The organism is Mesorhizobium sp. P2_A8 (genome assembly GCF_056404935.1).
Genome location: NZ_JBFUDB010000004.1, coordinates 447,180 through 469,927, shown reverse-complemented (window position 1 = coordinate 469,927; position 22,748 = coordinate 447,180). Strand labels below are relative to the sequence as shown.

General features: G+C 62.1%; 22 protein-coding genes, 1 pseudogene and 1 riboswitch. Of the genes and pseudogenes, 11 read left to right on the top strand and 12 right to left on the bottom strand.

Going from position 1 to position 22,748, the window contains the following annotated elements; genetic code table 11:
- A pseudogene (locus AC1D10_RS14705) lies at positions 1-120 on the bottom strand (DUF1236 domain-containing protein); the annotation flags it as partial.
- 541 nt (positions 121-661) lie between these two features.
- Here AC1D10_RS14705 and AC1D10_RS14700 point away from each other — a divergent pair.
- Both AC1D10_RS14700 and AC1D10_RS14695 read left to right on the top strand, forming a co-directional pair.
- Positions 662-1,039 (top strand): low affinity iron permease family protein, encoded by a 378-nt coding sequence (locus AC1D10_RS14700; protein ID WP_477272855.1) that lies wholly within the window; start codon positions 662-664, stop codon positions 1,037-1,039.
- Positions 1,040-1,116: 77 nt separating this feature from the next.
- Entirely contained in the window at positions 1,117-1,413 is a 297-nt protein-coding gene (locus AC1D10_RS14695; protein ID WP_477272853.1) for a hypothetical protein, read from the top strand.
- Between the two features lie 222 nt (positions 1,414-1,635).
- Here AC1D10_RS14695 and AC1D10_RS14690 read toward each other — a convergent pair whose 3' ends face one another.
- Both AC1D10_RS14690 and AC1D10_RS14685 read right to left on the bottom strand, forming a co-directional pair.
- Positions 1,636-1,887 carry a hypothetical protein gene (locus tag AC1D10_RS14690; RefSeq protein WP_477272851.1) on the bottom strand — a complete coding sequence of 84 codons (252 nt, stop codon included), beginning with the start codon at positions 1,885-1,887 and terminating at the stop codon, positions 1,636-1,638.
- A 141-nt stretch (positions 1,888-2,028) separates the two neighbouring features.
- On the bottom strand, positions 2,029-3,018 hold the full coding sequence (locus tag AC1D10_RS14685; protein ID WP_477273115.1) for a LysR family transcriptional regulator: 990 nt from the start codon (positions 3,016-3,018) through the stop codon (positions 2,029-2,031).
- Between the two features lie 315 nt (positions 3,019-3,333).
- On the opposite strand from AC1D10_RS14685, the gene chvE reads away from it, so the two are divergent.
- From chvE to AC1D10_RS14660, 5 genes are all read left to right on the top strand, one after another.
- Positions 3,334-4,404, top strand: a complete 1,071-nt coding sequence (chvE, locus tag AC1D10_RS14680; protein ID WP_477272849.1) for a multiple monosaccharide ABC transporter substrate-binding protein — start codon at positions 3,334-3,336, stop codon at positions 4,402-4,404.
- Positions 4,405-4,526: 122 nt separating this feature from the next.
- Positions 4,527-6,059 carry a multiple monosaccharide ABC transporter ATP-binding protein gene (gene mmsA / locus AC1D10_RS14675; RefSeq protein ID WP_477272847.1) on the top strand — a complete coding sequence of 511 codons (1,533 nt, stop codon included), beginning with the start codon at positions 4,527-4,529 and terminating at the stop codon, positions 6,057-6,059.
- Positions 6,056-7,348: a multiple monosaccharide ABC transporter permease gene (gene mmsB / locus AC1D10_RS14670; protein ID WP_477272845.1), complete on the top strand. Its 1,293-nt coding sequence runs from the start codon at positions 6,056-6,058 to the stop codon at positions 7,346-7,348. Before mmsA ends, mmsB begins: the two co-directional genes overlap by 4 nt.
- Before the next feature lie 198 nt (positions 7,349-7,546).
- Positions 7,547-8,539, top strand: coding sequence for an AraD1 family protein (araD1, locus tag AC1D10_RS14665; protein ID WP_477272843.1), 993 nt, complete (start codon positions 7,547-7,549; stop codon positions 8,537-8,539).
- Positions 8,540-8,567: 28 nt separating this feature from the next.
- Entirely contained in the window at positions 8,568-9,017 is a 450-nt protein-coding gene (locus AC1D10_RS14660) for a hypothetical protein (protein ID WP_477272841.1), read from the top strand.
- 18 nt (positions 9,018-9,035) lie between these two features.
- Here AC1D10_RS14660 and AC1D10_RS14655 read toward each other — a convergent pair whose 3' ends face one another.
- Positions 9,036-9,809 carry an ABC transporter substrate-binding protein gene (locus AC1D10_RS14655; RefSeq protein WP_379107064.1) on the bottom strand — a complete coding sequence of 258 codons (774 nt, stop codon included), beginning with the start codon at positions 9,807-9,809 and terminating at the stop codon, positions 9,036-9,038.
- Positions 9,810-9,910: 101 nt separating this feature from the next.
- A complete protein-coding gene (locus AC1D10_RS14650) occupies positions 9,911-11,005 on the bottom strand; it encodes a 2'-deoxycytidine 5'-triphosphate deaminase (RefSeq protein ID WP_477272839.1) in 1,095 nt (364 codons plus the stop codon).
- Between the two features lie 137 nt (positions 11,006-11,142).
- Positions 11,143-11,220, top strand: a riboswitch (SAM riboswitch).
- A gap of 57 nt (positions 11,221-11,277) precedes the next feature.
- On the opposite strand from AC1D10_RS14650, the gene AC1D10_RS14645 reads away from it, so the two are divergent.
- A complete protein-coding gene (locus tag AC1D10_RS14645) occupies positions 11,278-12,465 on the top strand; it encodes an O-succinylhomoserine sulfhydrylase (RefSeq protein ID WP_477272837.1) in 1,188 nt (395 codons plus the stop codon).
- A gap of 14 nt (positions 12,466-12,479) precedes the next feature.
- Here AC1D10_RS14645 and AC1D10_RS14640 read toward each other — a convergent pair whose 3' ends face one another.
- Positions 12,480-13,631, bottom strand: a complete 1,152-nt coding sequence (locus tag AC1D10_RS14640; protein WP_477272835.1) for a ceramide glucosyltransferase — start codon at positions 13,629-13,631, stop codon at positions 12,480-12,482.
- A 224-nt stretch (positions 13,632-13,855) separates the two neighbouring features.
- On the opposite strand from AC1D10_RS14640, the gene apaG reads away from it, so the two are divergent.
- Complete coding sequence (gene apaG / locus AC1D10_RS14635) at positions 13,856-14,248, top strand: Co2+/Mg2+ efflux protein ApaG (RefSeq protein ID WP_379107056.1); 393 nt, start codon at positions 13,856-13,858, stop codon at positions 14,246-14,248.
- A 43-nt stretch (positions 14,249-14,291) separates the two neighbouring features.
- Here the strand turns inward: apaG and AC1D10_RS14630 are convergent, their stop codons facing one another.
- The 3 genes from AC1D10_RS14630 to AC1D10_RS14620 all read right to left on the bottom strand — a co-directional run bounded on the left by AC1D10_RS14630 (position 14,292) and on the right by AC1D10_RS14620 (position 17,548).
- On the bottom strand, positions 14,292-15,326 hold the full coding sequence (locus tag AC1D10_RS14630; RefSeq protein ID WP_477272832.1) for an Hsp33 family molecular chaperone: 1,035 nt from the start codon (positions 15,324-15,326) through the stop codon (positions 14,292-14,294).
- Positions 15,327-15,419: 93 nt separating this feature from the next.
- A complete protein-coding gene (argF, locus tag AC1D10_RS14625) occupies positions 15,420-16,331 on the bottom strand; it encodes an ornithine carbamoyltransferase (RefSeq protein ID WP_477272830.1) in 912 nt (303 codons plus the stop codon).
- Positions 16,332-16,348: 17 nt separating this feature from the next.
- A complete protein-coding gene (locus tag AC1D10_RS14620; protein ID WP_477272828.1) occupies positions 16,349-17,548 on the bottom strand; it encodes an acetylornithine transaminase in 1,200 nt (399 codons plus the stop codon).
- Positions 17,549-17,905: 357 nt separating this feature from the next.
- On the opposite strand from AC1D10_RS14620, the gene AC1D10_RS14615 reads away from it, so the two are divergent.
- A complete protein-coding gene (locus tag AC1D10_RS14615; protein WP_477272826.1) occupies positions 17,906-18,427 on the top strand; it encodes a GcrA family cell cycle regulator in 522 nt (173 codons plus the stop codon).
- A gap of 84 nt (positions 18,428-18,511) precedes the next feature.
- Here the strand turns inward: AC1D10_RS14615 and AC1D10_RS14610 are convergent, their stop codons facing one another.
- The 3 genes from AC1D10_RS14610 to AC1D10_RS14600 all read right to left on the bottom strand — a co-directional run bounded on the left by AC1D10_RS14610 (position 18,512) and on the right by AC1D10_RS14600 (position 21,717).
- Positions 18,512-19,522, bottom strand: coding sequence for a magnesium and cobalt transport protein CorA (locus AC1D10_RS14610; protein ID WP_477272824.1), 1,011 nt, complete (start codon positions 19,520-19,522; stop codon positions 18,512-18,514).
- Between the two features lie 91 nt (positions 19,523-19,613).
- A complete protein-coding gene (phoU, locus tag AC1D10_RS14605) occupies positions 19,614-20,339 on the bottom strand; it encodes a phosphate signaling complex protein PhoU (RefSeq protein WP_477272822.1) in 726 nt (241 codons plus the stop codon).
- 112 nt (positions 20,340-20,451) lie between these two features.
- Positions 20,452-21,717, bottom strand: a complete 1,266-nt coding sequence (locus AC1D10_RS14600) for an ATP-binding protein (protein WP_477272820.1) — start codon at positions 21,715-21,717, stop codon at positions 20,452-20,454.
- Between the two features lie 121 nt (positions 21,718-21,838).
- Here AC1D10_RS14600 and ppk2 point away from each other — a divergent pair, with 121 nt between their 5' ends.
- Positions 21,839-22,741, top strand: a complete 903-nt coding sequence (ppk2, locus tag AC1D10_RS14595; RefSeq protein WP_477272818.1) for a polyphosphate kinase 2 — start codon at positions 21,839-21,841, stop codon at positions 22,739-22,741.
- The last annotated feature ends 7 nt before the right edge of the window (positions 22,742-22,748 follow it).

The window sequence follows — 22,748 nt, the reverse complement described above, 5'->3', positions numbered from 1 at the left end:
TCAGTCGTAAACCTTGATAATCTTGCGAGTGCCCGGATCCACGAGAACTGTCCGATTGTCGATCACGACATAGCGGTTGACGTCGGGCACGTCATGAAGCTCGACCGTGTCTGGCAGCGACCGCGCCGACAGCGGCAAAGAGCAACAACGCCGCAGCAGCGCCCGTAAGATGCATTTTCATGATTTTCTCCTCTTGCGACCGGCGCATCGTAAGTCGGCATTCAAACCAGGCTTCGGTCTGCGGAGGGCAGGACCTAAGTCTGATCGCAAAACGCAATGGTCCTACCCATGACATTGCGTGGAACAGCCAGCTTCGAAGGTAATTGTTTCTCCGGAACGCTCGGAGAAATCAGATGGATAGAAGTGTTAGTCAGGCGCGCTGGTTGCTCGCACCGCTGTTCGCGACCGCCGTCACCTTTCTCGTGATCGGAATAGTGCTTGGCTGACATTTTCCAGATCGGCGCAGCTATGTCCCTTCCTGCGCTGATAGGGTTCGCGAAGCCGCTAGCGGGGAGCGAACCCTATTTCTTCAATTATAGACAGCAGGTGAACTGATGTTTCGCGACAGAGAGAGTCGTTTCCTAGAGGCAGGCTTACTCGCAGCAGTGCCTATTTGCGTAGCCATCACAGCACTGATCGCCTTGTTGACTTTGGGCAGGATATGAACCGGTTCCTTTTCATGGCGGCCGACTTTCTATCTCGGCCACCGGGTTTCTACGTGATGCTCATAGCCATGGTATTGTGCACCGCCCTGGTGCCCTTTGGTCTGACAAATGCGGTCACCTATGCCCTGTCGGTTGCGGCCATCGTGATCACTGGTGTTGTCCTAATACAAGGGTATCGCGACACCGCCGCTATTCACGCCAAACTCGATGAGATCATCGTAGCGCTTGACGAGACCAGAAACGACGTTGTCGGGTTGGAGCATGCCGAGCCGGAAGAGATCAGGGAAAAGCTTGTGAAACTCGAAGAAGAAGCGGCCCGAACAGGTGGATGTGCCAGGCGCAAGCTTTCGGAAGCACCAGGAGAGAGACAATGAACAATATCATTTGGCTTGTTGGAGCGGTGGTCGTCATATTGGTGGTATTGAGCTTTTTTGGCCTTCGGTAGGCCGACATGAGCATGTCCGTCGACCCAATGCCGGCAACTGCCCAGCCAAAGCGCACACTGCGGAAGCGTGCAAAGAGGTTGGCCGAGGAGGGACACGATGGCGGTGGATCTATTGCTACTGTTCCATCTGAAGAAAAGACCTTTCGAGCCTTGTTCCTCTCCAAAGAAACGGGCCTTGACGCGGACAGTGCCCGCGAACTCGTCGACAAGATTGAAAGAGATGGCGCGGCATTGCTGCACGCCGCCCGACAAATGAAAGCCACTCGCGATGACAACGCGCGCCGGCGAGGCCATGCAGATTAGGGCAGCGGAACCGGCGAGTCGGAGAGCGTTCGCAGATAGGCGATCACGTTCAGCCAAGCACCCGGTGTGCTGCAAATCGACGAAGCTCGACATCCAAGCGTTGGTCGAACGGGTCGGGCCGGATCACGGCTCGATGCATTGGGATTTGGTCGGGCTCTTTGGCTGCTCGGATTGCAAGGCCACAGGCCGCGACCGCAGGCCCGTGTTCTCAGGCGATTCCCTCTACCCGCTCCAGCCTAGGGCGCCAGAAACAATTTCAGCGCCTGCCTGTTCGTCGAACAAAACCGAGCAGCCTCGCGCAAGCGCCACCGTTGCGAGGGCGTTTGCGACTACGTCGTCCGATGAGACGAAATCGCCGGTCAGGACCCGCAATTCTTCCACGCCTTCGGCCATCGAGACGAAATTCCCGACCGATCGATCGTGCCTGCAGGCCTCGACCACGCAAAGCAGGTCGATGATTTCGAAGCTGCGCATGTTCAACCTCCAGAAGAATCGTCCCTTGCAAGATCATGAACGCGTCGGCAGGAAATAATGTTCCCGGCTCGCTGTTCACCGGCCTCGGCCAGGCGGCTCTTTCATATGCTTTAGGCGCCCGGCAGGTGCCCGAGTTGACCGTTATCCCACCTCTCGCAGGATGAAGTCGTGCAGCATCTTGGCGGCCGGCGACAGCACGCGGTTCCTTACCGTGATCAGGCTGTAGGGCCTGACCTCGATGTCGAATTCGGTCTGGACGACGTCGATGGCGCCGGCCAGCCCTTCGGGGTTCTGGATGAATTTCGCCACCTGGATCGATACCGGCGCAATGGCATCTGACTGTGCGACCATGACCAGGGTCAAGAGCAGCGAGCTGGTGTTGAGGATGCGGTCCGGCAGGGCGATGTTGCGGTTGAGGAAATTGCTCTCCATCGCCTGGCGCAAGGGCGAACCGCCTGACTGGAAAACCCAGTCATAGGCGGCGGTCTCTTCCAGCCGCACCGCCTCGCCCTTGGCGAGCGGATGACCCCGGCGCACGATCAGGCAGGCCTTCTCGACGCCGATGACGCGCGATTCGAACAGCCGCGGATTGAGATCGTCGGGGATGCGCGCGATGATGAAATCATGACGCGTGGCGATCAGTTCGCGTGCCAGCACGTTGGAGGTCTCGACCTGCATGGTGATCTCGATGCGCGGATAGATGCGGCGGATTTCGCGAATTGCCGGCACCGCCAGTTCGATCGCCGGCGCCGTCACGGCACCCAGGAACACCGAGCCGCCCTTGCCCGCCTTGAGTTCGGCAATCTCGCGGTCGACCTCGCGCATTTCCAGCAGGATCGAGCGCGCGCGCCTGGCCAGTGCCTTGCCGTAGGGCGTCAAGGTGACCCCGCGCGGCAACCTTTCACACAGCTTGACCTCGAGCACGGCCTCCATCTCGCTGATCATGCGCGAGGCCGCCGGCTGCGAAATGTTCATGATCTGGGCTGCCGCGCTCACCCGGCCATGGTCGTCGAGCGCGACGATCATGCGCATGTGGCGCAGGCTGAGGCCGCTGCGCAGCAGGGTTTCGCCGTCGCTTGGACGCTCGTCGTAACCGCCTGATATTCCGCCAGAATTGCGCAACCTCGCCATGATTTTCCGTACCCCCGCGCGTATGACGAGCTGGCCATCGGGCCACGTTTTCATCCGCTCCTAATATATATCAGTTTCGATATAGCAACCATCAAAGATCGCATTTGACAGTTATGGCAAAGGGCCACACCCTATGCCGCGTTCTGAGACTTGACGGTCGGTAACGAGCAAATCGTATCGACTGAAATCAGCGTCTCGGGACCATTGGGAGGATACCAGAGATCGATATGCCGGCGGTGGCGCGCTTGCGCTTCCGCTCGACTGCGCGGCCCGCGAAGCCCCGGGGTGCCGCGTCCATCAACCAGGGAGAGTTAAGTGAAAATCATCAAGACACTGGCCGCCGTCGCGGCCCTTGGCATCGCTGCCATGACCTACTCGGCGCACGCAGCCGACAAGGGTCTCGTCGGCGTGCTGATGCCGACCAAGACCTCGCAGCGCTGGATCAATGACGGCGACGCCGTCAAGTCCCAGCTCGAGGCTCTCGGCTACACGGTCGACCTGCAATATGCGCAGGACGACATCCCCAACCAGCTCAGCCAGTTGGAAAACGAAATCACCAAGGGCCCGAAGGCACTGATCATCGCCTCGATCGACGGCACCACCCTGTCGGATGCGCTGCAGAAGGCTGCTGACGCCGGTGTCGTCGTCGTCGCCTATGACCGCCTGATCAAGAAGACCGCCAATGTCGACTACTACACCACCTTCGACAATTTCGGCGTCGGCGTCATCCAGGCGAACTCGCTGGTCAAGGGCCTCAAGGAGCGTTTCCCGAACACCAAGCCGTGGAACGTCGAACTGTTCGGCGGCTCGCCGGACGACAACAACGCGTTCTTCTTCTACAATGGCGCGATCTCCGTCCTGCAGCCGCTGATCGATGACGGCTCGATCAAGATCAAGTCCGGCCAGACCGGCATGGACAAGGTCGGCACGCTGCGCTGGCTCGCCGCCACCGCCCAGGCGCGCATGGACAACCTGCTCTCGGCCAACTATTCGGACGGCAGCCGCGTCGATGGCGTTCTGTCGCCCTATGACGGCTTGTCGCGCGGCATCACCGCCTCGCTGCGCGCTGTCGGCTACGGCACGGACGCTCAGCCCTGGCCGATCGTGACCGGCCAGGACGCCGAGACCGCCTCGGTCAAGCTGATCATCTCCGGTGAGCAGTACTCGACCGTGTTCAAGGACACCCGCGAACTGGCCAAGGCCACTGTCGAACTCGTCGACAAGGTGCTCTCGGGCGGCAAGCCGGACGGTCTCGATGAAAAGACCTACAACAACGACGTCAAGGTCGTTCCTTCGATCCTGTTGACGCCGCATGATGTCGACAAGTCGAACTACCAGGCACTGGTGGTCGACTCCGGCTACATCAAGGCCGAAGAGCTCAAGTAATCTCGGTTACAAAGCCAGGGGTCCCGCGCACAGCGGGGCCCCTTTTTGCTAGCGCGGCGAATCCAAAATTCGCATACTAGCCCCCCGGCATTGTTCCGGACCTCGGAGGAGCGGTATTCCTGATGGCCTCGACGATTTTGGAGATGCGCGACATCACCAAGACGTTCCCCGGCGTGAAGGCGCTGTCGAACGTCAACCTCAGCGTCGAGGAAGGCGAGATCCATGCCGTGGTCGGCGAGAACGGCGCCGGCAAATCGACGCTGATGAAAGTGCTGTCGGGCGTCTACGCATCCGGTACCTATGACGGCGCGATCGTCTATCGCGGCGAGGAATGCCATTTCAAAGGCATTCATGACAGCGAACACAAGGGCATCGTCATCATCCACCAGGAACTTGCGCTGGTGCCGATGCTGTCGATCGCCGAAAATATTTTCCTTGGCAATGAGCACGCCAAATTCGGCGTCATCGACTGGAATGCCAATGAGACGCGGACCAGCGCCTTGCTGAAAAAGGTAGGCCTCAAGGAGGACCCCAAGACGCTGATCACCAATATCGGCGTCGGCAAGCAGCAACTGGTCGAGATCGCCAAGGCGCTCAGCAAGGAAGTCAAGCTGTTGATCCTCGACGAGCCTACCGCGAGCCTGTCCGAAAAAGACAGCCAGGCGCTGCTCGATCTGCTGCTCGAGTTCAAGCGGCAGGGCATGACCTCGATCCTGATCTCGCACAAGCTCAACGAAGTGAACCGGGTCGCCGACAAGGTCACGGTCATCCGCGACGGGCGGACCATCGAGACGCTTGCCAAGAAAGACATCTCCGAAGACCGCATCATCACCTCGATGGTCGGCCGCTCGCTCGACGATCGTTATCCGCCGCGCGAACCCAAGATCGGTGAGATCGTGCTGCAGGTAAAGGACTGGTCGGTCTATCATCCGATCCATGCCGAGCGGCAGGTGATCAAGGGCATCGACATCAACGTCCGCAAGGGCGAAGTGGTGGGCATCGCCGGGCTGATGGGCGCCGGGCGCACCGAATTCGCGATGAGCCTGTTCGGCCGCTCCTACGGCCGCCGTATCACCGGTGAGGTGCTGCTCAAGGGCAAGCCGATCGATGTCTCCTCGGTCAGCAAGGCGGTTGACCATGGCATTGCCTATGTGACGGAGGACCGCAAGACCTACGGTCTCAACCTGATCGATCATATCAAACACAACATCACGCTGGCCAATCTTGGCGGCGTGTCGCGCCACGCCGTGATCGACGATTTGCGCGAACTCGCCGTCGCCAATGACTACAAGGCCAAGACCAACATCCGCTCGTCCAGCGTCTATCAGATGACCGGCAATCTGTCGGGCGGCAACCAACAGAAGGTGGTGCTGTCGAAGTGGCTGTTCGCCAATCCGGAAGTGCTGATCCTCGACGAGCCAACGCGCGGCATCGACGTCGGCGCCAAGTACGAAATCTACACCATCATCGCCCGCCTCGCCTCGGAGGGTAAGGCGATCGTCGTCATCTCGTCGGAGATGCCGGAACTGCTCGGCATCACCGACAGAATCTACGTCATGAATGAAGGCCGCATGGTCGGCGAAATGGCGGCGAGCGACGCCAGCCAGGAAAAGATCATGCGCGCCATCGTTCGGGGAGAAGGAAAAGCATCATGACCACCGAAAGCGCTCCCGCGCCGAAAAGCGGCGTTGCCGAAGATGTGCAGCAGGGGCCGCGTGTGGCCGTCTCGGCGCTGATCACGAATCTGCGCGAATACGGCCTGATCCTGGCGCTGATCGCCATCATGGTGTTCTTCCAGTTCACCACGTCCGGCACGCTGTTCAAGCCAGTGAACCTGAGCAATTTGGTGCAGCAGAACTCGTTCATCATCGTGATGGCGCTGGGCATGCTGTTGGTGATCGTTTCGGGCCATATCGACCTCAGCGTCGGCTCCGTCGCCGGTTTCATCGGCGCGCTGGCGGCAATGATGATGGTCATCTGGCCGCTTGGCCCCTTCAGCAATCCGCTGGTCGTGTCGATCATCTGCCTCATCATCGGTGGCGGCATCGGCGCGGCCCAAGGCTACTGGATTGCCTACCACCGAATACCGAGCTTCATCGTCACGCTGGCGGGGATGTTGATCTTCCGCGGCATCTGCCAGGCGCTGTTGGGTGGCGGGTCTTCCGTGGGGCCGCTTCCAGACGGCTTCAAGGCGCTCAGTTCCGGCTTCATTCCGGACGTGATCGGCCCCTTGACGCTCATCCCTCCGACGGTGAACGCCGCCGGCAAGACCATTATGGGCAGCGGCCTGACCCTGCACATGACGACGATTGTGCTGGGCCTGATCGCCGTACTCGCCTATGCCTATTTCGGGCTCAAGGCACGGCGCACCCGCGAGCAGCACGGCTACCAGGCCGAGCCGTTCTCACTGTTTGTCGTCAAGACCCTGGTGACCAGCGCGCTGGCGCTGTTCCTAGTCTACCAATTCGCCAGCTACAGGGGCCTGCCGATCGTACTCATGGTGATGGGCCTGCTGATCGCCCTGTTCGTGTTCGTCACCAAACGCATGACGATCGGCCGGCGCATCTACGCAATGGGCGGCAATGCCAAGGCGGCGCAGCTATCGGGCATCAAGACCGAGCGGCTGACCCTGATGGTGTTCGTCAATATGGGTGTTCTGTCGGCGCTTGGCGGCCTGATCATCGCGGCGCGCCTTGGGCAGGCGGTGCCGGCGGCAGGTCTTGGCAGCGAGCTCGACGTCATCGCCGCGGTGTTCATCGGCGGCGCCTCGGCGATGGGTGGTGTCGGCCAGGTCATCGGCGCGGTGGTCGGCGGTTTTATCATGGGCGTGATGAACAACGGCATGTCGATCATGGGCGTCAATGTCGACTGGCAGCAGGTGGTGAAAGGCCTGGTGCTGCTCGGCGCGGTGGTGTTCGACGTCTACAACAAGAACAAGGGCTGAGGGAACCAGGAAGGCATACGGGTCACATCGCGGCGCTGTCCGGCAACCAGGCGGCACGAAGAAGTCCCAAGAGGGACCAGGCTCGCGAGCGCAATCCGAATGGAGAATTTCACCCGTGGCATGGACGAGGTCCCGGCCGCGCTGGGTAAGGTTTGCCGTTCCGGCAGCCCTGCCAAGGCAAATGAGAGAGGATTCATCATGCTGATCTCCCAGATTCTCGACGACGCCGAGACCATCCGCGTCGTTGCCCGCAACGGCGGCAAGACCCGGATCATCAATGGCGCGCGCAGCGTCTATTCGCTGGCGATGGAGGCCGCCCGCACCGGCGTCGGCCTCGTCGCGCTGATCGAACGCAAGGGCCTAGGCGAGGCGGTCGATCTCGATGCCGCCTACAAGAAGGGACGGCTGCTGTCGCCGATCAATCATCCCGATCCGGCGCATCTGCATCTGACCGGCACCGGACTGACGCATCTCGGCTCGGCCGCGACGCGCGATTCCATGCACAAGAAGCTCAACGCCGACGGCGAGGAACAGCTGACCGATTCCATGAAGATGTTCCGCATGGGGCTGGAGGGCGGTAAACCTGCGAAAGGCCAGATCGGCGTGCAGCCGGAATGGTTCTACAAGGGCAACGGCACGATGGCAGTGGCGCCAGGGGCCGCACTCCTGTCACCGGCCTTCGCCAAGGACGCCGGCGAAGAGCCTGAAGTGGCCGGTATCTATGTCATCGGGGACGACGGCGCGCCATTCCGCGTCGGCTTCACGCTGTCAAACGAGTTTTCCGACCACGTCACCGAGCGGGTGAACTATCTGTTCCTTGCCCACTCCAAGCTGCGCAACGCCTCGTTCGGCCCGGAGATCCTGATCGGCGACCTGCCTGCCGACATCAGGGGCACCTCGCGCATCTATCGCGACAACGAGGTGCTGTGGGAAAAGCCGTTCCTGTCTGGCGAAGCAAACATGTCGCACACCATCGCCAATCTCGAACACCACCATTTCAAATATGCGGCCTTCCGCCAGCCGGGCGACGTGCATGTGCACATGTTCGGCACGGCGACGCTGTCCTTTGCCGACGGCATCAACACCGAGGCCGGCGACGTGTTCGAGATCGGGGCCAAGGATTTTGGCCTGCCGCTGCGCAACCCGCTCGAGATCGAGCAGCCGGTGAAGGTGGCGGTGAAGGCGCTTTGAAGACCGGGCGCGCCAGAAAGATCGGCCGATGGGCAGCATGCGACTTGGTATTGCATCCGTAGGCCTGGCAATCGTCCTCGCTCATCCATCAGCGGCCTACAGTGCGGGACAATGCAGCGCAAAATCGTATCGCGAAGCTCGTACGGCGATGATGAACCGGCTTCTGGCCACGGGATATTCAAGAGCGCAGGTCGGCTTCCTAATGCGCAATGCGGATCGGATGACCTCCGCACTTCGCAGCGACAGATTGAACGACAATGCCAAAGCCTGCGGCATCGATTCAGCCAGGTCGCATGTCCTGGGTTGCCTGGACAAGCAGCTGTTTCCCTTGGGGGCGGGATCAAGCGCCTCGCTTGACGAGGAGAAGCGGACCACCGCGTTCTGGGGCAGGAAGCGATTGGCCGTGCGAGAACTGCTCTTTATCGGCCATTTCCATGCCTGCCTCGGCGCCGCGAAAGAGTATCTCTTTCGCGGCTGACCAGGGCTTGCGACAGCCTCAATAGATATCGAAGTCGAAATACTTGGCCTGGATCTTCTTGTAGGTGCCGTCGGCGACGATGGCGTCTATCGCCGCGTTGAGCTTGTCGCGCAGCGCCGTGTCTTCCAGGCGAACGGCGATGCCGGCTTGCGTCTCGGTGCCCTTGACGTCACCGACCAGCTTACAGCAGCCGTCGCTTGCCTTCTTCAGCCAGTCCACCAGCACGAACTTGTCAGACAGCACGGCATCAAGGCGGCCGTTCGTCAGGTCGGTGATCGCCTCTTCCTGGGTCGGGTAGAGTTTCGCCTCCGCACCCGCCTTGCCATAGACATTCTGGGCATAGTCGGCCTGCGTGGTCGAAGCCTGGGCGCCGACCGTCTTGCCGGCAAGTGCCGCCGGTTCGGTCGAGGTGAGATCGGTGTCCTTCGGTGCCACCAGCGCCAGCGGCGTCGTATAGTATTTGTTGGTAAAGGAGACCTGCTTCTTGCGCTCCTCGGTGATGCTCATCGAGGCGATGATGGCATCGAATTTCTTGGCTTGCAGGGCGGGAATGATGCCGTCCCAGTCCTGGGTGACGATTTCACACTCGACCTTCATCTGCGCGCACAGCGCATTGGCGATGTCGATGTCGAAGCCGACGACCTTGCCGTCCGAGGTGATGGTGTTGAATGGCGGATAGGCACCCTCGGTGCCGATCTTCAGTTTCTCCGCTGCCTGCGCCGACAGAGAGCCGGCGGCCATAACCAGCATGGCAGCACCAGCTGCCGATATGATCCATCTGGAAATCTGCATTTTCTTGGTTCCCCTTGAACGCCGCCAGCTTGACGGCCAGCAGTGCAGCCAAGCATGGCGAGCCGGCGCAGGCAAGCATATTGCCTGACGGCAATGGGAGGTCAGCGCGCGGGGCGGAAATGCTTGGACAGTTTCAGCCCCTGCGCCTGGTAGTTGGAGCCGAGATCGGTGCCATAGAGCGCCTGCGGCCGCTTCAGCATGTGCTCGTAGACCAGCCGGCCGACGATCTGGCCATGGTCGAGGATGAACGGCACTTCGTGGCTGCGCACTTCGAGCACCGCCCGGCTGCCGCTACCACCGGACGCAGAGTGGCCAAAACCCGGATCGAAGAAGCCGGCATAGTGGACGCGGAATTCGCCGACGAGCGGATCGAACGGCGTCATCTCGGCGGCGTAGAGCGGCGGCACATGCACTGCTTCCTGGCTGACGAGGATGTAGAATTCATCGGGATCGAGCACCAGTTCGCCGGCGCCGCTCTTGTGGATCGGCTCCCAGAAATCGACGACCTCTTGCGCGGCGCGCTTGTCGACGTCGACAAGTCCGGTGTGATGCTTGCCGCGATAGCCGACCAGCCCGTTTTGATCGCCGTTGAGGTCGATCGACAGCGCAATGCCGCCACCGGAAATGTTCGGCGGCTCGGTGGCAACCAGCATCTCGGCGCGATGCAGGTCATGCAGCTCGGCTTCCGACAGCAGCGCATTGCCGGTGCGGAAGCGTATCTGCGACAGTCGCGAACCGGTGCGCGCGACGATCGGAAAGGTGCGCGGGCTGACCTCGAGATAGAGCGGTCCGTGATAGCCGGCGGCGATCTTGTCGAACTCGTGGCCACGGTCGGTCATGACGCGGGTGAAGATGTCGAGTCGCCCGGTCGAACTCTTCGGATTGGCCGAGGCCGAAATGTCCGCCGGCAATGCCAGGCTTTCAAGCAAGGGGACGATATAAACGCAGCCGGTCTCCAGCACCGCGCCCTCGGCAAGATTGATCTCGTGCAGCTGCAGCCGGTCGAGCTTTTCCGAAACCTTGTGGTTGGGACCCGGCAGGAACGAGGCCCGCACCCGCCAGGCCTTGTCGCCGAGCCGCAGATCCAGGCTCGCTGGCTGGATCTGGTCGATATCGAGCGCGCGGGCCGACTTCAGCGCGCCGGACTGGAACAGCGCCGAAATGTCCTGATCGGGAAGAATGCCTGTCTGCCGCAAGGCTCCACTCCTAGGCCAGACGTTTTCTGATCGCAGGTTCCTGCCGCAAAACCGTGGAACACTTTTGCGGAACCTGCTTGGTACAAACCTCTTAATCAAGCCGGCAATTGACGCAAGCGTGGCGCGGGTTTAAAGGGTCGTTATCCCGTGGTGATTTGGCCGGTCGGCTTGCAGCCACGTTAAACAAGTCGCTAAAGGACCGTCGGGCCGCAAGGCCGTATGGACCGGTTGCGACTTTCGCGGCCGGTTTTTTTGTGTCTGGAACAAAAGCGATGAGCACCAAGAAGCGCAACTGGAAGCCTCAAACAGCACTCGTCCATAGCGGAACCCTGCGTTCCGGTTTCGGCGAAACCTCCGAGGCGATGTACCTGACCCAGGGCTATGTCTACGAAACGGCGCAGGCGGCGGAAGCCCGCTTCAAGGGCGAGGAGCCGGGCTTCATCTATTCGCGCTATGCCAATCCGACCGTCGACATGTTCGAAAAGCGCATGTGCGCGCTCGAAGGCGCCGAGGACGCGCGCGCCACGGCGTCCGGCATGGCGGCGGTGACCGCAGCCCTCCTGTGCAGCGCCAAGGCCGGCGACCATATCGTGGCGGCGCGCGCGCTGTTCGGCTCCTGCCGCTGGGTGGTCGAGACGCTGGCGCCGAGATACGGCATCGAGGCGACGCTGGTCGACGGCACCGACATCGCCAACTGGGAAAAGGCGGTCAAGCCGAACACCAAGCTGTTCTTCCTGGAAAGCCCGACCAACCCGACGCTGGAAGTGGTCGACATCGCTGCGGTTGCCTCGCTTGCCAATTCGATCGGCGCGCGGCTGATCGTCGACAATGTCTTTGCCACGCCCCTGCAACAGAAACCGCTGCAGCTCGGCGCGCACATCGTCGTCTATTCGGCGACCAAGCACATTGACGGCCAGGGCCGCTGTCTCGGCGGTGTCATCCTGTCGGACAAGAAATGGATCGACGAGAACCTGCACGACTATTTCCGCCACACCGGCCCCAGCCTGTCACCGTTCAATGCCTGGACACTGCTAAAGGGCCTGGAGACACTGCCGCTGCGCGTGCGCCAGCAGACGGAAAGCGCCGGCAAGATCGCGGATTTCCTGGCCGAGCGGCCCGAAATCGCCCGCGTCATCTATCCCGGCCGCGCCGACCACCCGCAGGCGGCCATCGTCAAGAAGCAGATGTCGGGCGGCTCGACGCTGATCTGCCTGGACGTCAAGGGCGGCAAGCAGGCGGCCTTCGCCTTGCAGAACGCCCTCGACATCGTGCTGATCTCCAACAATCTCGGTGACGCCAAGAGCCTGATCACCCATCCGGCAACGACGACGCACAAGAATCTGAGCGACGAGGCCCGCGCCGAGCTCGGCATCGGGCCGGGCACGCTCAGACTGTCGGTCGGCCTGGAGGATGCCGACGATCTTCTGGAAGACATCGAGCAGGCGCTGAAGGCCAAATAGGCGGCCTTTGGCTTTCAGGCGCCCGACGGCGTCTCTTCCAGTTCGGCCGCCTTGGTGCTGATGGTCATCGCGTTGCCGCGCCAGTCGACGGCGCCGCCGAGCCAGCCGCGCGCCCACATCGCAGGCAGGATCATGTCGCGCACCATGATCGCCGCGACCATGCGCGGCGACAGGTACCAGCCCTTGGACCTGGCAAGGACGCTCTCCGGAAGGTAGAAGGCCGCCAGCACGGCAATGGCGGTTGCCCAGAGGCTGACACCGGCGGCTGCCGCCGCAACCAGCGCAAGCACCAGCGGCACCACAGCGCCAGTCAGGATTTCGGGTGCGAAGAACAGCGGGAAGGTGACGCGGCGCAGCCGCGCCCAACGGGCCTGACGCGACCAGATCTCGCCAAACGTGCGCCGGCCGAGCGGTTGCTCGAAGGGCGCGGCGACGAGATTGACGCGCAGGCCAAGGCCATTGACCAGCTTGGTCGCGGCGGCGTCCTCGGCAATCTCGGCGGCCAGCGCACGGATGCCGCCGCTGGCGTCGAGCATCGGCTTGTTCCACAACATGCTCTTGCCCTGGGCAAAGCCGAGGCCAAGCGCATCGCCGGCATATTGCCAGCGCGCCTGCAACGTGTTGAGGAAGGCGCATTCGACTTCGGCCCAGAACCCGGCCGGCCGCGAGCCGATCGGCGTCGAGCAGACAAGGCCGGTATTTGGCCGCCACGCCGCCATCAGGTGCTGAATATAGTCTTTCGGCATCAACACGTTGGAATCGGCCAAGACAACCCAATCGTGGCGCGCCGCCTCCCAGCCCTTGACGCAATTGTTGAGCTTCGGATTGGCGCTGATACGGTCGTCGCCGATCAACAGCCGGGCCGGCACCCTGGGGAAACGGGCGATGGCGGCGCGGATCAGCCTGACCACCGGATCATCGGCATGGGCGACGCAGAAGATCAGCTCGTAGCGCGGCCAGTCGAGCGAGAAGGCACGCTCCAGCGTCTCCTGCGTGAACGGCTCGACGCCGCGCGACGGCACGACGATCGACACTGGCCGTGGCTTGCCGGCCGGCGGCGCGATGGTGCGGCGGCGCTTCAGACGCGAAGCGGCGAGCAGGATGCTGGCGAGGTTTGAGAGAATGAGGGCGATCGACAGCGAGGCGGTTATGAGCGTGAGTTCCATCGAGATCTGGTCACTCCAGAAAAGACGGCCCGCGTGATGGCCGTTTTCAACCGTTCGACAGAGCGCCGAGTCGCCCGCTTCGTGCACACCACCATTGTCATGTGTCACCTAAATGACATTCTTTGTCGGCACCTGCCTTTCAGGCCGGGCGCGACAGGACGCGCATGTTGACCTGCTCGCCCGGAGCGAGGACAGTTCGACTTGGATTGTTTTTGGAGCCGCTTATGTACCGCGCCGTGACGCGCAACATCGAAGTGCAGGTCAGGCCGTTCTATCTGGAGGACCGCTCGGATCCGTCCGAGAACCGCTATGTCTGGGGCTATCAGATAACGATCGACAACCAGTCGGACGATTTCGTGCAGCTGTTGTCTCGCTATTGGCACATCACCGACGGCACCGGCCGGGTCGAGGAAGTGCGCGGGCCGGGCGTGGTCGGCGACCAGCCCGAACTCAATCCCGGCGACAGCTATCAATACACGTCCGGTTGCCCGCTCTCGACACCGTCCGGCATCATGGTCGGGCACTACACCATGCGCAACAAGCGGGGCGAGACGTTCGACATCGCCATCCCCGCCTTTTCGCTTGATCTGCCGGGGACGCGGCGGACGGTGAATTAGTTCGCTCACCGGCCACGAAGCAGCCGGTGAGGCGTGTTATTCTCTACTGGGCCGCCGTAAATTCCGCTGGATCGAAGTCATATTGCTTCGAGCAGAATTCGCAGGCGACATGGATGCCGCCGTCTTCGGTGCTGTCCTTGATCTCCTGCGCCGAGAAGCCCTCGAGGATGCCGCGGATCTTGTCGCGCGAGCATGAGCACTGGTCGGCGACCGGAACGCCGCCGAAGACGCGCACGCCATGTTCGTGGAACAGCCTGTAGAGCAGCCGTTCGGCGCCGATCGTCGGGTCGATCAGTTCGGTCGGCTCTATGGTGCCGAGCAATGCCAACAGCTCCTGCCAGGAATTGTCGGCCGGATCGTGGATCTCCTCGCGTGGATCGCCATCGCCGCCCGGCAGGTCCGGAACGCGCATGCGCTCGGGCGACTGCGGCAGGAACTGCGCCAGGATGCCGCCGGCGCGCCATTGCTCACGGGCGCCGCCGACGCCTGGCGTCAACAGCTTGGCCACCGAGAGCCTGAGATCGGTCGGGATCTGCTCCGACTGACGGAAATAGGTGCGTGCCGCATCCTCCAGCGTTTCGCCGTCGAGCTGGACGATGCCCTGATAGCGCTGCGTGTGAGCGCCCTGGTCGATGGTCAGAGCCAGCACGCCGCTGCCGAGCAGGGTCTGCTGGGACGTCTCGCCCGCCGCGACCAGCGCCTCCAGCCGGTCCGCATCGAAGCGTGCATAGGCGCGCAGCGCCGAGGGCGTGGAAAAATCCGCGACCAGCATGTCGACCGGCCCGTCGGTGCGGGTCTGCAAGATGAACTTGCCCTCGAATTTGAGCGAGGTGCCAAGCAGGACCGTCAACACACAAGCTTCCGCCAGCAGGCGGGCGACCGGCTCGGGATAGTCGTGGCGGGTCAGGATTGCATCGAGCATCGGCCCGAGCTGAACTGTGCGGCCGCGCACATCGAGCGGACCGACCTCGAAAGGCACGACGTGATCGTCACCGGCGTAGCCGAATTCGCCGAGTTTGGGGTGATGTTCAGTCACTTGATAGGTTTCCAACATGACAAAGCTCCGGGGCGCGGCCATGCCGCCCTCCGGGGCGCATGCGTCGAAACGCGCTGTTTTTGCGTGATGGCCCGCAGATAGGCATCACGCGGTCCCGGATCAAGTCGGCCCGGATCAAGCGCCGAGGCACCACGCCAGAACCGCCTTCTGCGCATGGAGCCGGTTCTCGGCCTCGTCGAAGACCACCGAATGCGGCCCGTCAATGACCTCGTCGGTCACTTCCTCGCCGCGATGCGCCGGCAGGCAGTGCATGAACAGTGCGTCCGGCTTGGCCTTGGCCATCAGCTTGGCGTTGACCTGGTAGGGCGAGAACACGTTGTGGCCACGGGCGCGATGCTCCTGGCCCATCGACACCCAGCAATCGGTCACAATGCAGTCGGCCTGATCGACGGCTTCCTCGGGCGAGCGGGTGAAGTGCAGCTTGCCGCCATGCGCTTGCGACCAGTCAATATGCTTCTGCGCCGGCTCGCTGCCTTCGGGCACGGCGACGTTGAGGTTGAAGCGGAACCGCGCCGAGGCCTCGAGCAGCGAATGCAGCACATTGTTGCCGTCGCCGGTCCAGGCGATGGTCTTGCCGGCGACCGGACCGCGATGCTCCTCGAAGGTCATGATATCGGCCATCAGCTGGCAGGGATGGGTGTCGTCGGTCAGGCCGTTGATGACCGGAACGGTGGCGTTCTCGGTCAGCTCCAGCAGCCGCCCATGCGAGGTGGTGCGGATCATGATCGCGTCAACATAGCGCGACAGCACCTTGGCGGTGTCGGCAATGGTCTCGGAGCGGCCGAGCTGCATTTCGGTCCCGGTCAGCATGATGGTCTCGCCACCAAGCTGACGCATGCCGACGTCGAAGGACACGCGCGTGCGCGTCGACGGCTTGTCGAAGATCATCGCCAGCACCTTGCCGTCGAGCGGCCTGGTCCGCTCGCCGGCCTTGAGGCGAGCCTTTCGCACCACCGCATCGTCAAGCATGAAGCGCAGATCGCCTTCGGAAACGGCGGAAAGATCGGTGAAGTGGCGAACTGACATCAGCAATGGTTCCGGGATTACTTCGCGGCGGCGGAGGCGATCGCCTCCGCCAGGCCCTTGGCGCCGGCGCGGATGCGGTTGAGCGCGTCGTGGATCTCGGCATCGGTGACGGTGAGCGGCGGCAGCAGGCGAATGACGTTGTCGCCGGCCGGAACCGCCAGCAGGTGCTGGTCGCGCAGTGCCATGTTCACCTTGGTGTTGGGCATCGCGCATTTGAGGCCGAGCATCAGCCCGGTGCCCCTGATGTCCTCGATGACCTCGGGAAACTCGTCGGCAACCGCTGCCAGCCCCTGCTTGATCAGCAGCGCCTTGCGCTGGACATCCTCGAGGAAGCCGTCTTCCAGCACCACGTCGAGCACGGCGTTGCCAACCGCCATGGCCAGCGGGTTGCCGCCGAAAGTGGTGCCATGCACGCCGGATGTCATGCCAATGGCCGCCTCATCCGTAGCAAGGCAGGCGCCCATCGGGAAGCCGCCGCCAATGCCCTTGGCGATCGCCATGATGTCGGGCGTGACACCGGACCATTCATGCGCGAACAGCTTGCCGGTTCGGCCGATGCCGCACTGGACCTCGTCGTAGATCAAGAGCAGGCCGTGCTGTTCGCACAGCTGCCTGAGCCGCTTCAGCGATTGCGTCGGCACCGGGCGAATACCGCCCTCGCCCTGTACCGGTTCGATCAGGATCGCGGCGGTCTCCGGCGTGATCGCCTTTTCGGCCGCATCGATATCGTCGAAGCCGACCTGGTCGAAACCCTCGACCTTGGGTCCAAACCCTTCAAGGTACTTGTATTGACCGCCGGCAGCGATGGTCGCCAGCGTGCGGCCATGGAAGGCACCCTCGAAGGTGATGACGCGGAAGCGTTCGGGATGCCCCTTGACGAAATGGTAGCGCCGCGCCGTCTTGATCGCGCATTCCAGCGCCTCGGCGCCGGAATTGGTGAAGAACACCTTGTCGGCGAAGGTGGCATCCACCAGCCGCTCGCCGAGCCGGCTCTGCCCCGGAATCTCGTAGAGATTGGACACATGCCAAAGCTTTGTGGCCTGCTCGGTGAGCGCTGCGACCAGATGCGGATGGCTGTGGCCCAGCGAATTGACGGCGATGCCGCCGGCGAAATCGAGATATCGCTCACCCTTGTCGGTAATCAGCCAAGTGCCTTCCCCGTGGTCGAAGGCCAGGGGGGCGCGAGCAAAGGTCTCGTAAAGCGCCGAACCGCTCATTATATGCGTCTCCGGTACCGGAAAATCAAAAAAGCCGCCAAAGCGGCGGCCTTTGCGGCTTATCGTGTTTTTCGGCCATGAAGTCAACGAAAACGTCGCGTAGTGGCGCGCAACAAGCCCTCCAACGCAGCGCCGGCTCACGAGCGACCGGGCAAGTTGGGGAAAACCGAAAAAACCGATTCGTGTTGCACCTGGGACTCTTGTCACCGAGTCAGCGCATAGAGTAGTTGTAGTCGAGAAATAACTAGATTTCGTGCGGCGGACCTAATCACCAGATATATGTGGTGTCTGCCCCGGCAAATGTTGTCGGGTCGGGAGTGGATTCCGATTGCCGCACGCTTAGAGGAGCGCGGTCTCATGAACTGGACTGACGAGCGGGTAGAACTTCTCAGAAAACTGTGGTCGGAGGGTCTGAGCGCAAGCCAGATTGCTGCGCAGCTTGGAGGGGTCAGCCGCAATGCGGTCATCGGCAAGGTGCACCGGCTGAAACTGTCGGGCCGCGGACGTTCGACCGCCACGCCGGCACGCCAGAAGAAGGCGGCGCAAGGATCGACCGTTCAGAAATCCGTGTCGCGCGCCGCAAGCGCGGTCCGTCATGTCACGTCATCGATCGGCTCCACGGCCTTGCAGACGCAGTTCGACGCCGAACCGGTGGCGCGCCACCACTACATCCGCCCGGTCGAGAATGTCGTGGTACCGATCTCACGGCATCTGCAGCTCGTCGAACTGACCGAGCGGACCTGCAAATGGCCGAACGGCGATCCGCTTTCGGAGGACTTCCATTTCTGCGGCAACGATGCCGCCGAAACCGGACCCTACTGCAAGTACCACGCCCGCTTGGCTTTCCAGCCGGCATCGGAGCGGCGGCGGAGTCGCTAAGCGAATAGCGAATAGCGAATAGAAACTGATCGAGCCTCCGCGAGGGCGGCAATCCTGTTTCCCCTATTCGCTATTCGCCCTCTTTCACAACCAGCCGTTCTTGCGAAAACGCCAGTAGAGAAACGCGCAGATCAGCGCGATCGTGGCCAGCACCACCGGATAGCCGTATTCCATCTTCAGTTCCGGCATGTCGTCGAAATTCATGCCGTAGATGCCAGCGAGCGCCGTCGGCACCGCCAGGATGGCGGCCCATGAGGCGAGCTTCTTGGTGTTCGCCGTTTCCTGGCTCTGGCCGACCAGAAGGCTGGCCTCGAATGCAAACGCCAGCACCTCGCGCAGGCTGTCGATCTTTTCCTGCACCGTGCGGATATGGTCGGTCACGTCTCGAAACAGCGGATGCATGGCCGTATGGATCTGCGGCAGCTCGGCGCTGGTCAGCCGGCGGCAGACTTCGACCAGCGGAAGCGCCGCATTGCGCAGGCGCAAAAGATCGCGGCGCAGCATATAGAGCCGCTCGATGTCGGGGCCGGTCATCGGTTTCAGCAGAACCCTGTCCTCGATCGCCTCGACCTCGTCCTCGATCTGCTCGAGGACGGGCATGTAGTTGTCGACGATGAAATCGAGAATGGCATAGAGGACGAAGTCCTCGCCCTTGGCCAGCGAATGGGGACAGCTTTCCCAATGCTGACGAACGGCGGCATAGGAGGTGGACGGGCCGTGCCTGACGCTGACGATGTAGCCGCTGCCGACGAACAAATGGGTCTCGCCGAAGGTGACCCGGCCGTCGATCAGCTGCGCGGTGCGGGCGACGATGAACAAGGCGTCGCCATATTGCTCGATCTTCGGGCGCTGATGCGGGTGCTCGGCATCCTCGATCGCCAGCTCATGCAGGTGAAACTGTGCCTGGACGCGCAGCAGCAGGTTGCGGTCGGGCTCGAGCAGGCCAATCCAGACGACGTGACCGGATTTCTTTGCCCATTCGCCGGCTTCCTCGATGGAAATGTCGGCGATGCGACGCCCGGCCGTATAGACGCTGCAAGCGATAATGCCGGCTGTCGGCGCAGGCGCCGGGGTCAGGTTCCGAACATTTTCCATCACGACCTCCCGAAACAAATCCACGGACGAGGATACAGGAAAGCCTGGAAAGCTTAGCGCAATTCGGCCGACCCTTCGAGAGCACGACCGTTCAATTAACCGGCGGTGTCGAGGACATGGTGATCTTGTCGGTCTTGTCGCCCTTCGGCCGCTCGGCCGGCATCTGTTCCCCGGTGACGATATAGTAGATGGTCTCGGCGATGTTGGTGGCGTGATCGCCGATCCGCTCGATGTTCTTGGCGCAAAACAGCAGATGCGTGCACGGCGTGATGTTGCGCGGATCTTCCATCATGTAGGTCAGCAATTCGCGAAACAGCGATGTGTACATGGCGTCGATCTGGTCATCGCGGTCGCGCACGAAGCCGATCTTGTCGACCGAGCGCGATGCGTAGACGTCGAGCACTTCCTTGAGCTGGGTCAACGCCAGGTTGGCCAGGGCCTCGAGGCCGCGGAACAGGCTGGTCGGCTGGCGGCCATCGGTGACGGCGACGACCCGCTTGGCAACGTTCTTGCCGAGGTCGCCGACCCGTTCGAGGTCGGCCGAGATGCGGATGGCGCCGACGATCTCGCGCAGGTCCGTCGCCATCGGCTGGCGCTTGGCGATGATGATGATCGCCTTGTCGTCGATTTCGCGTTGCCCTTCATCCAGCACGGCATCGTCGCGGATGACCTTCTGGGCGAGGCCGGGGTCGGCATTGACGAGGGCGGCTATCGCTTGTTCGACCATACGCTCGGCATGGCCGCCCATCGCCGCGATCCGTTTCGACAGATATTTCAACTCCTCGTCATAGGCGCTGACAGTATGCACGGACTGCATGGACGAATGCCTTCCCACGGCTGTTTTGACTTGAGTCGTTTCCTCGAATCCCCGCTGATACGCTAGCCGGATGACAGAAAAAAGAAACCGTCCCGTGGAAACTAGGGCGGTATCAGTGCGTCGGCAAATGAACCGAGAAGGCAGCGCCCTTGCCGACATCGGACTTGATCGAAAGCCGAGCGTTGTGGCGTGTCAGGATATGCTTGACGATCGACAGACCAAGACCGGTGCCCTTCTGGGTGCGGCTGGTCTCGACATCGACGCGATAGAAGCGCTCGGTGATACGCGGAATGTGCTCCTCGGGAATTCCGGGGCCAAAGTCCCTGATGGTCACGTCGATGCCCGGCTGCGGGCCGGCATCGCTGTGTGCGATCGACACCACGACGCGCCCGCCCGATTGGCCGTATTTGCAGGCGTTTTCCAGCAGGTTCTCGAAAACCTGGAACAGCTCGTCGCGATCCCCCGGCACATCTAACGGCCCGTCGGCGTAGTCCCGCTCGATGGCAACGCTGTTTTCGCTGGCCAGCGGCCCGAGCGAATCGATGACGCTGTCGACTGTCTCGCGCAGGTCGACCTCGGTTCCCGGCTTCAGATAGGGCTTCATCTCGAGCCGCGACAGCGACAACAAATCGTCGATCAGACGCGCCATGCGACCGGTCTGGCTCTGCATGATCTGCAGGAACTGGTCGCGGGCCGCCGGGTCGTTGCGGGCCGGTCCGCGCAGCGTTTCGATGAAGCCGGAGATCGAGGCGAGCGGCGTGCGCAGTTCGTGGCTGGCATTGGCGATGAAGTCGGCGCGCATGCGGTCGATCCTGCGCGCTTCGCTCTGATCCTTGAACACCAGCACGTAGAGATCGGTGCCATGGCCGACCGAGGACACGCTCACCCGGTATGCCCGTTCGACCGGCAGCTTCTCCGCATAGTCGACGACGTCGGAGGCGACATCGCCCGACAGCACGCCGTCCAGCAGAGCCTGCATTTCCGGTGCCCGGAATTTTAGCGGCAGCGACATGCCAGGTGCGATCCCGCCGAAGGCGGCAAAAGCGGCGGCATTGGCATGGACGATGGTGGCGGTCCGGTCGAAGATGATCAGCGGGTCGGCGACGGCGGCGGCAAGATATTCGCCGGAGAGCCGTTGCAGACCGATTGCCTCGATCGCTGAGCCATTCTCGGCTGATTGGCGCGTGCCGGTGGCCGGCAGCATTGCCGCTGCAAGCAGCAGCGCCAGCGCCGCAAGGACGACATAGGCGGATATCGCCGCCAAAGCATAAACAGCGAGGACCGCGACGACACCGGCGGTCAGCAGCCAGCGGCTGTTCCACAGCCGGACGGCCAGGGCTTGCCCGATGCCTTTCTGCTCTGCGTCCAGGTCAGCCATTCGCTCGCGCGCCCGCACCCCACGTCTTCACACCGGTCGCACGGTTGAAGGAAACTTCCGCTGGACCGCTCCGGAGGCTCCCAATAGCATGAGTCCGGAAGCAGGAAAGGGGTTGGTCTCGATGAAAAAAACCAAGGAAACTCCCGCCGCGCCGTCGTCGGGTCCGCTGAAGATCAGGATCGACGGCAAGGAGCGGGAGTTCGATATCGAAAATCCCGTGCTTCCCGACTGGGTCGAGGACAACAAGCTGACCGCCGGCGACTATCCCTACGACAAGAAGATGAAGAGCGACGACTATGACGAGACGCTCGAGAAATTGCAGATCGAACTGGTCAAGGCGCAGGCGTGGCTGCAGGCGACCGGCAAACGGGTAATGGCGCTGTTCGAGGGCCGCGACGCCGCCGGCAAGGGCGGCACCATCTTTGTGGTGCGCCAATATCTGAACCCTCGTACCGCGCGCAATGTTGCACTGACCAAGCCGACCCCGACCGAGCAGGGGCAGTGGTACTTCCAGCGTTATGTCTCCCATTTCCCGACATCGGGCGAATTCGTCACATTCGACCGCTCCTGGTACAACCGTGCCGGTGTCGAGCCGGTGATGGGTTTCTGCACGCCGAAGCAGCACGAACAGTTTCTCGACGAGACGCCGCATTTCGAACGGATGATCTCCAACGAGGGCATCCACTTCTTCAAGTTCTGGCTGAACATCGGCCGGGAAACGCAGCTCGAGCGCTTCCACGATCGCCGCTACAGTCCGCTGAAGAGCTGGAAGTTTTCGCCAATCGACATTGCCGGTATCACCAAATGGGACGACTACACCAAGGTCCGCGACACCATGTTCGAGCGCACCCACAAGGAGTTCGCGCCGTGGATCATCATACGGGCCAACGACAAGCGCCGCGCGCGGCTGGCGGTGATGCGGCGCATCTTGTTGTCGCTGCCCTATGACGGCCGCGATCTCGAAATTATCGGCAAGGAAGACAAGAAGATCATCGGCGAAGGGCCGTCATTTTTGAAAGACTGACGCTTTT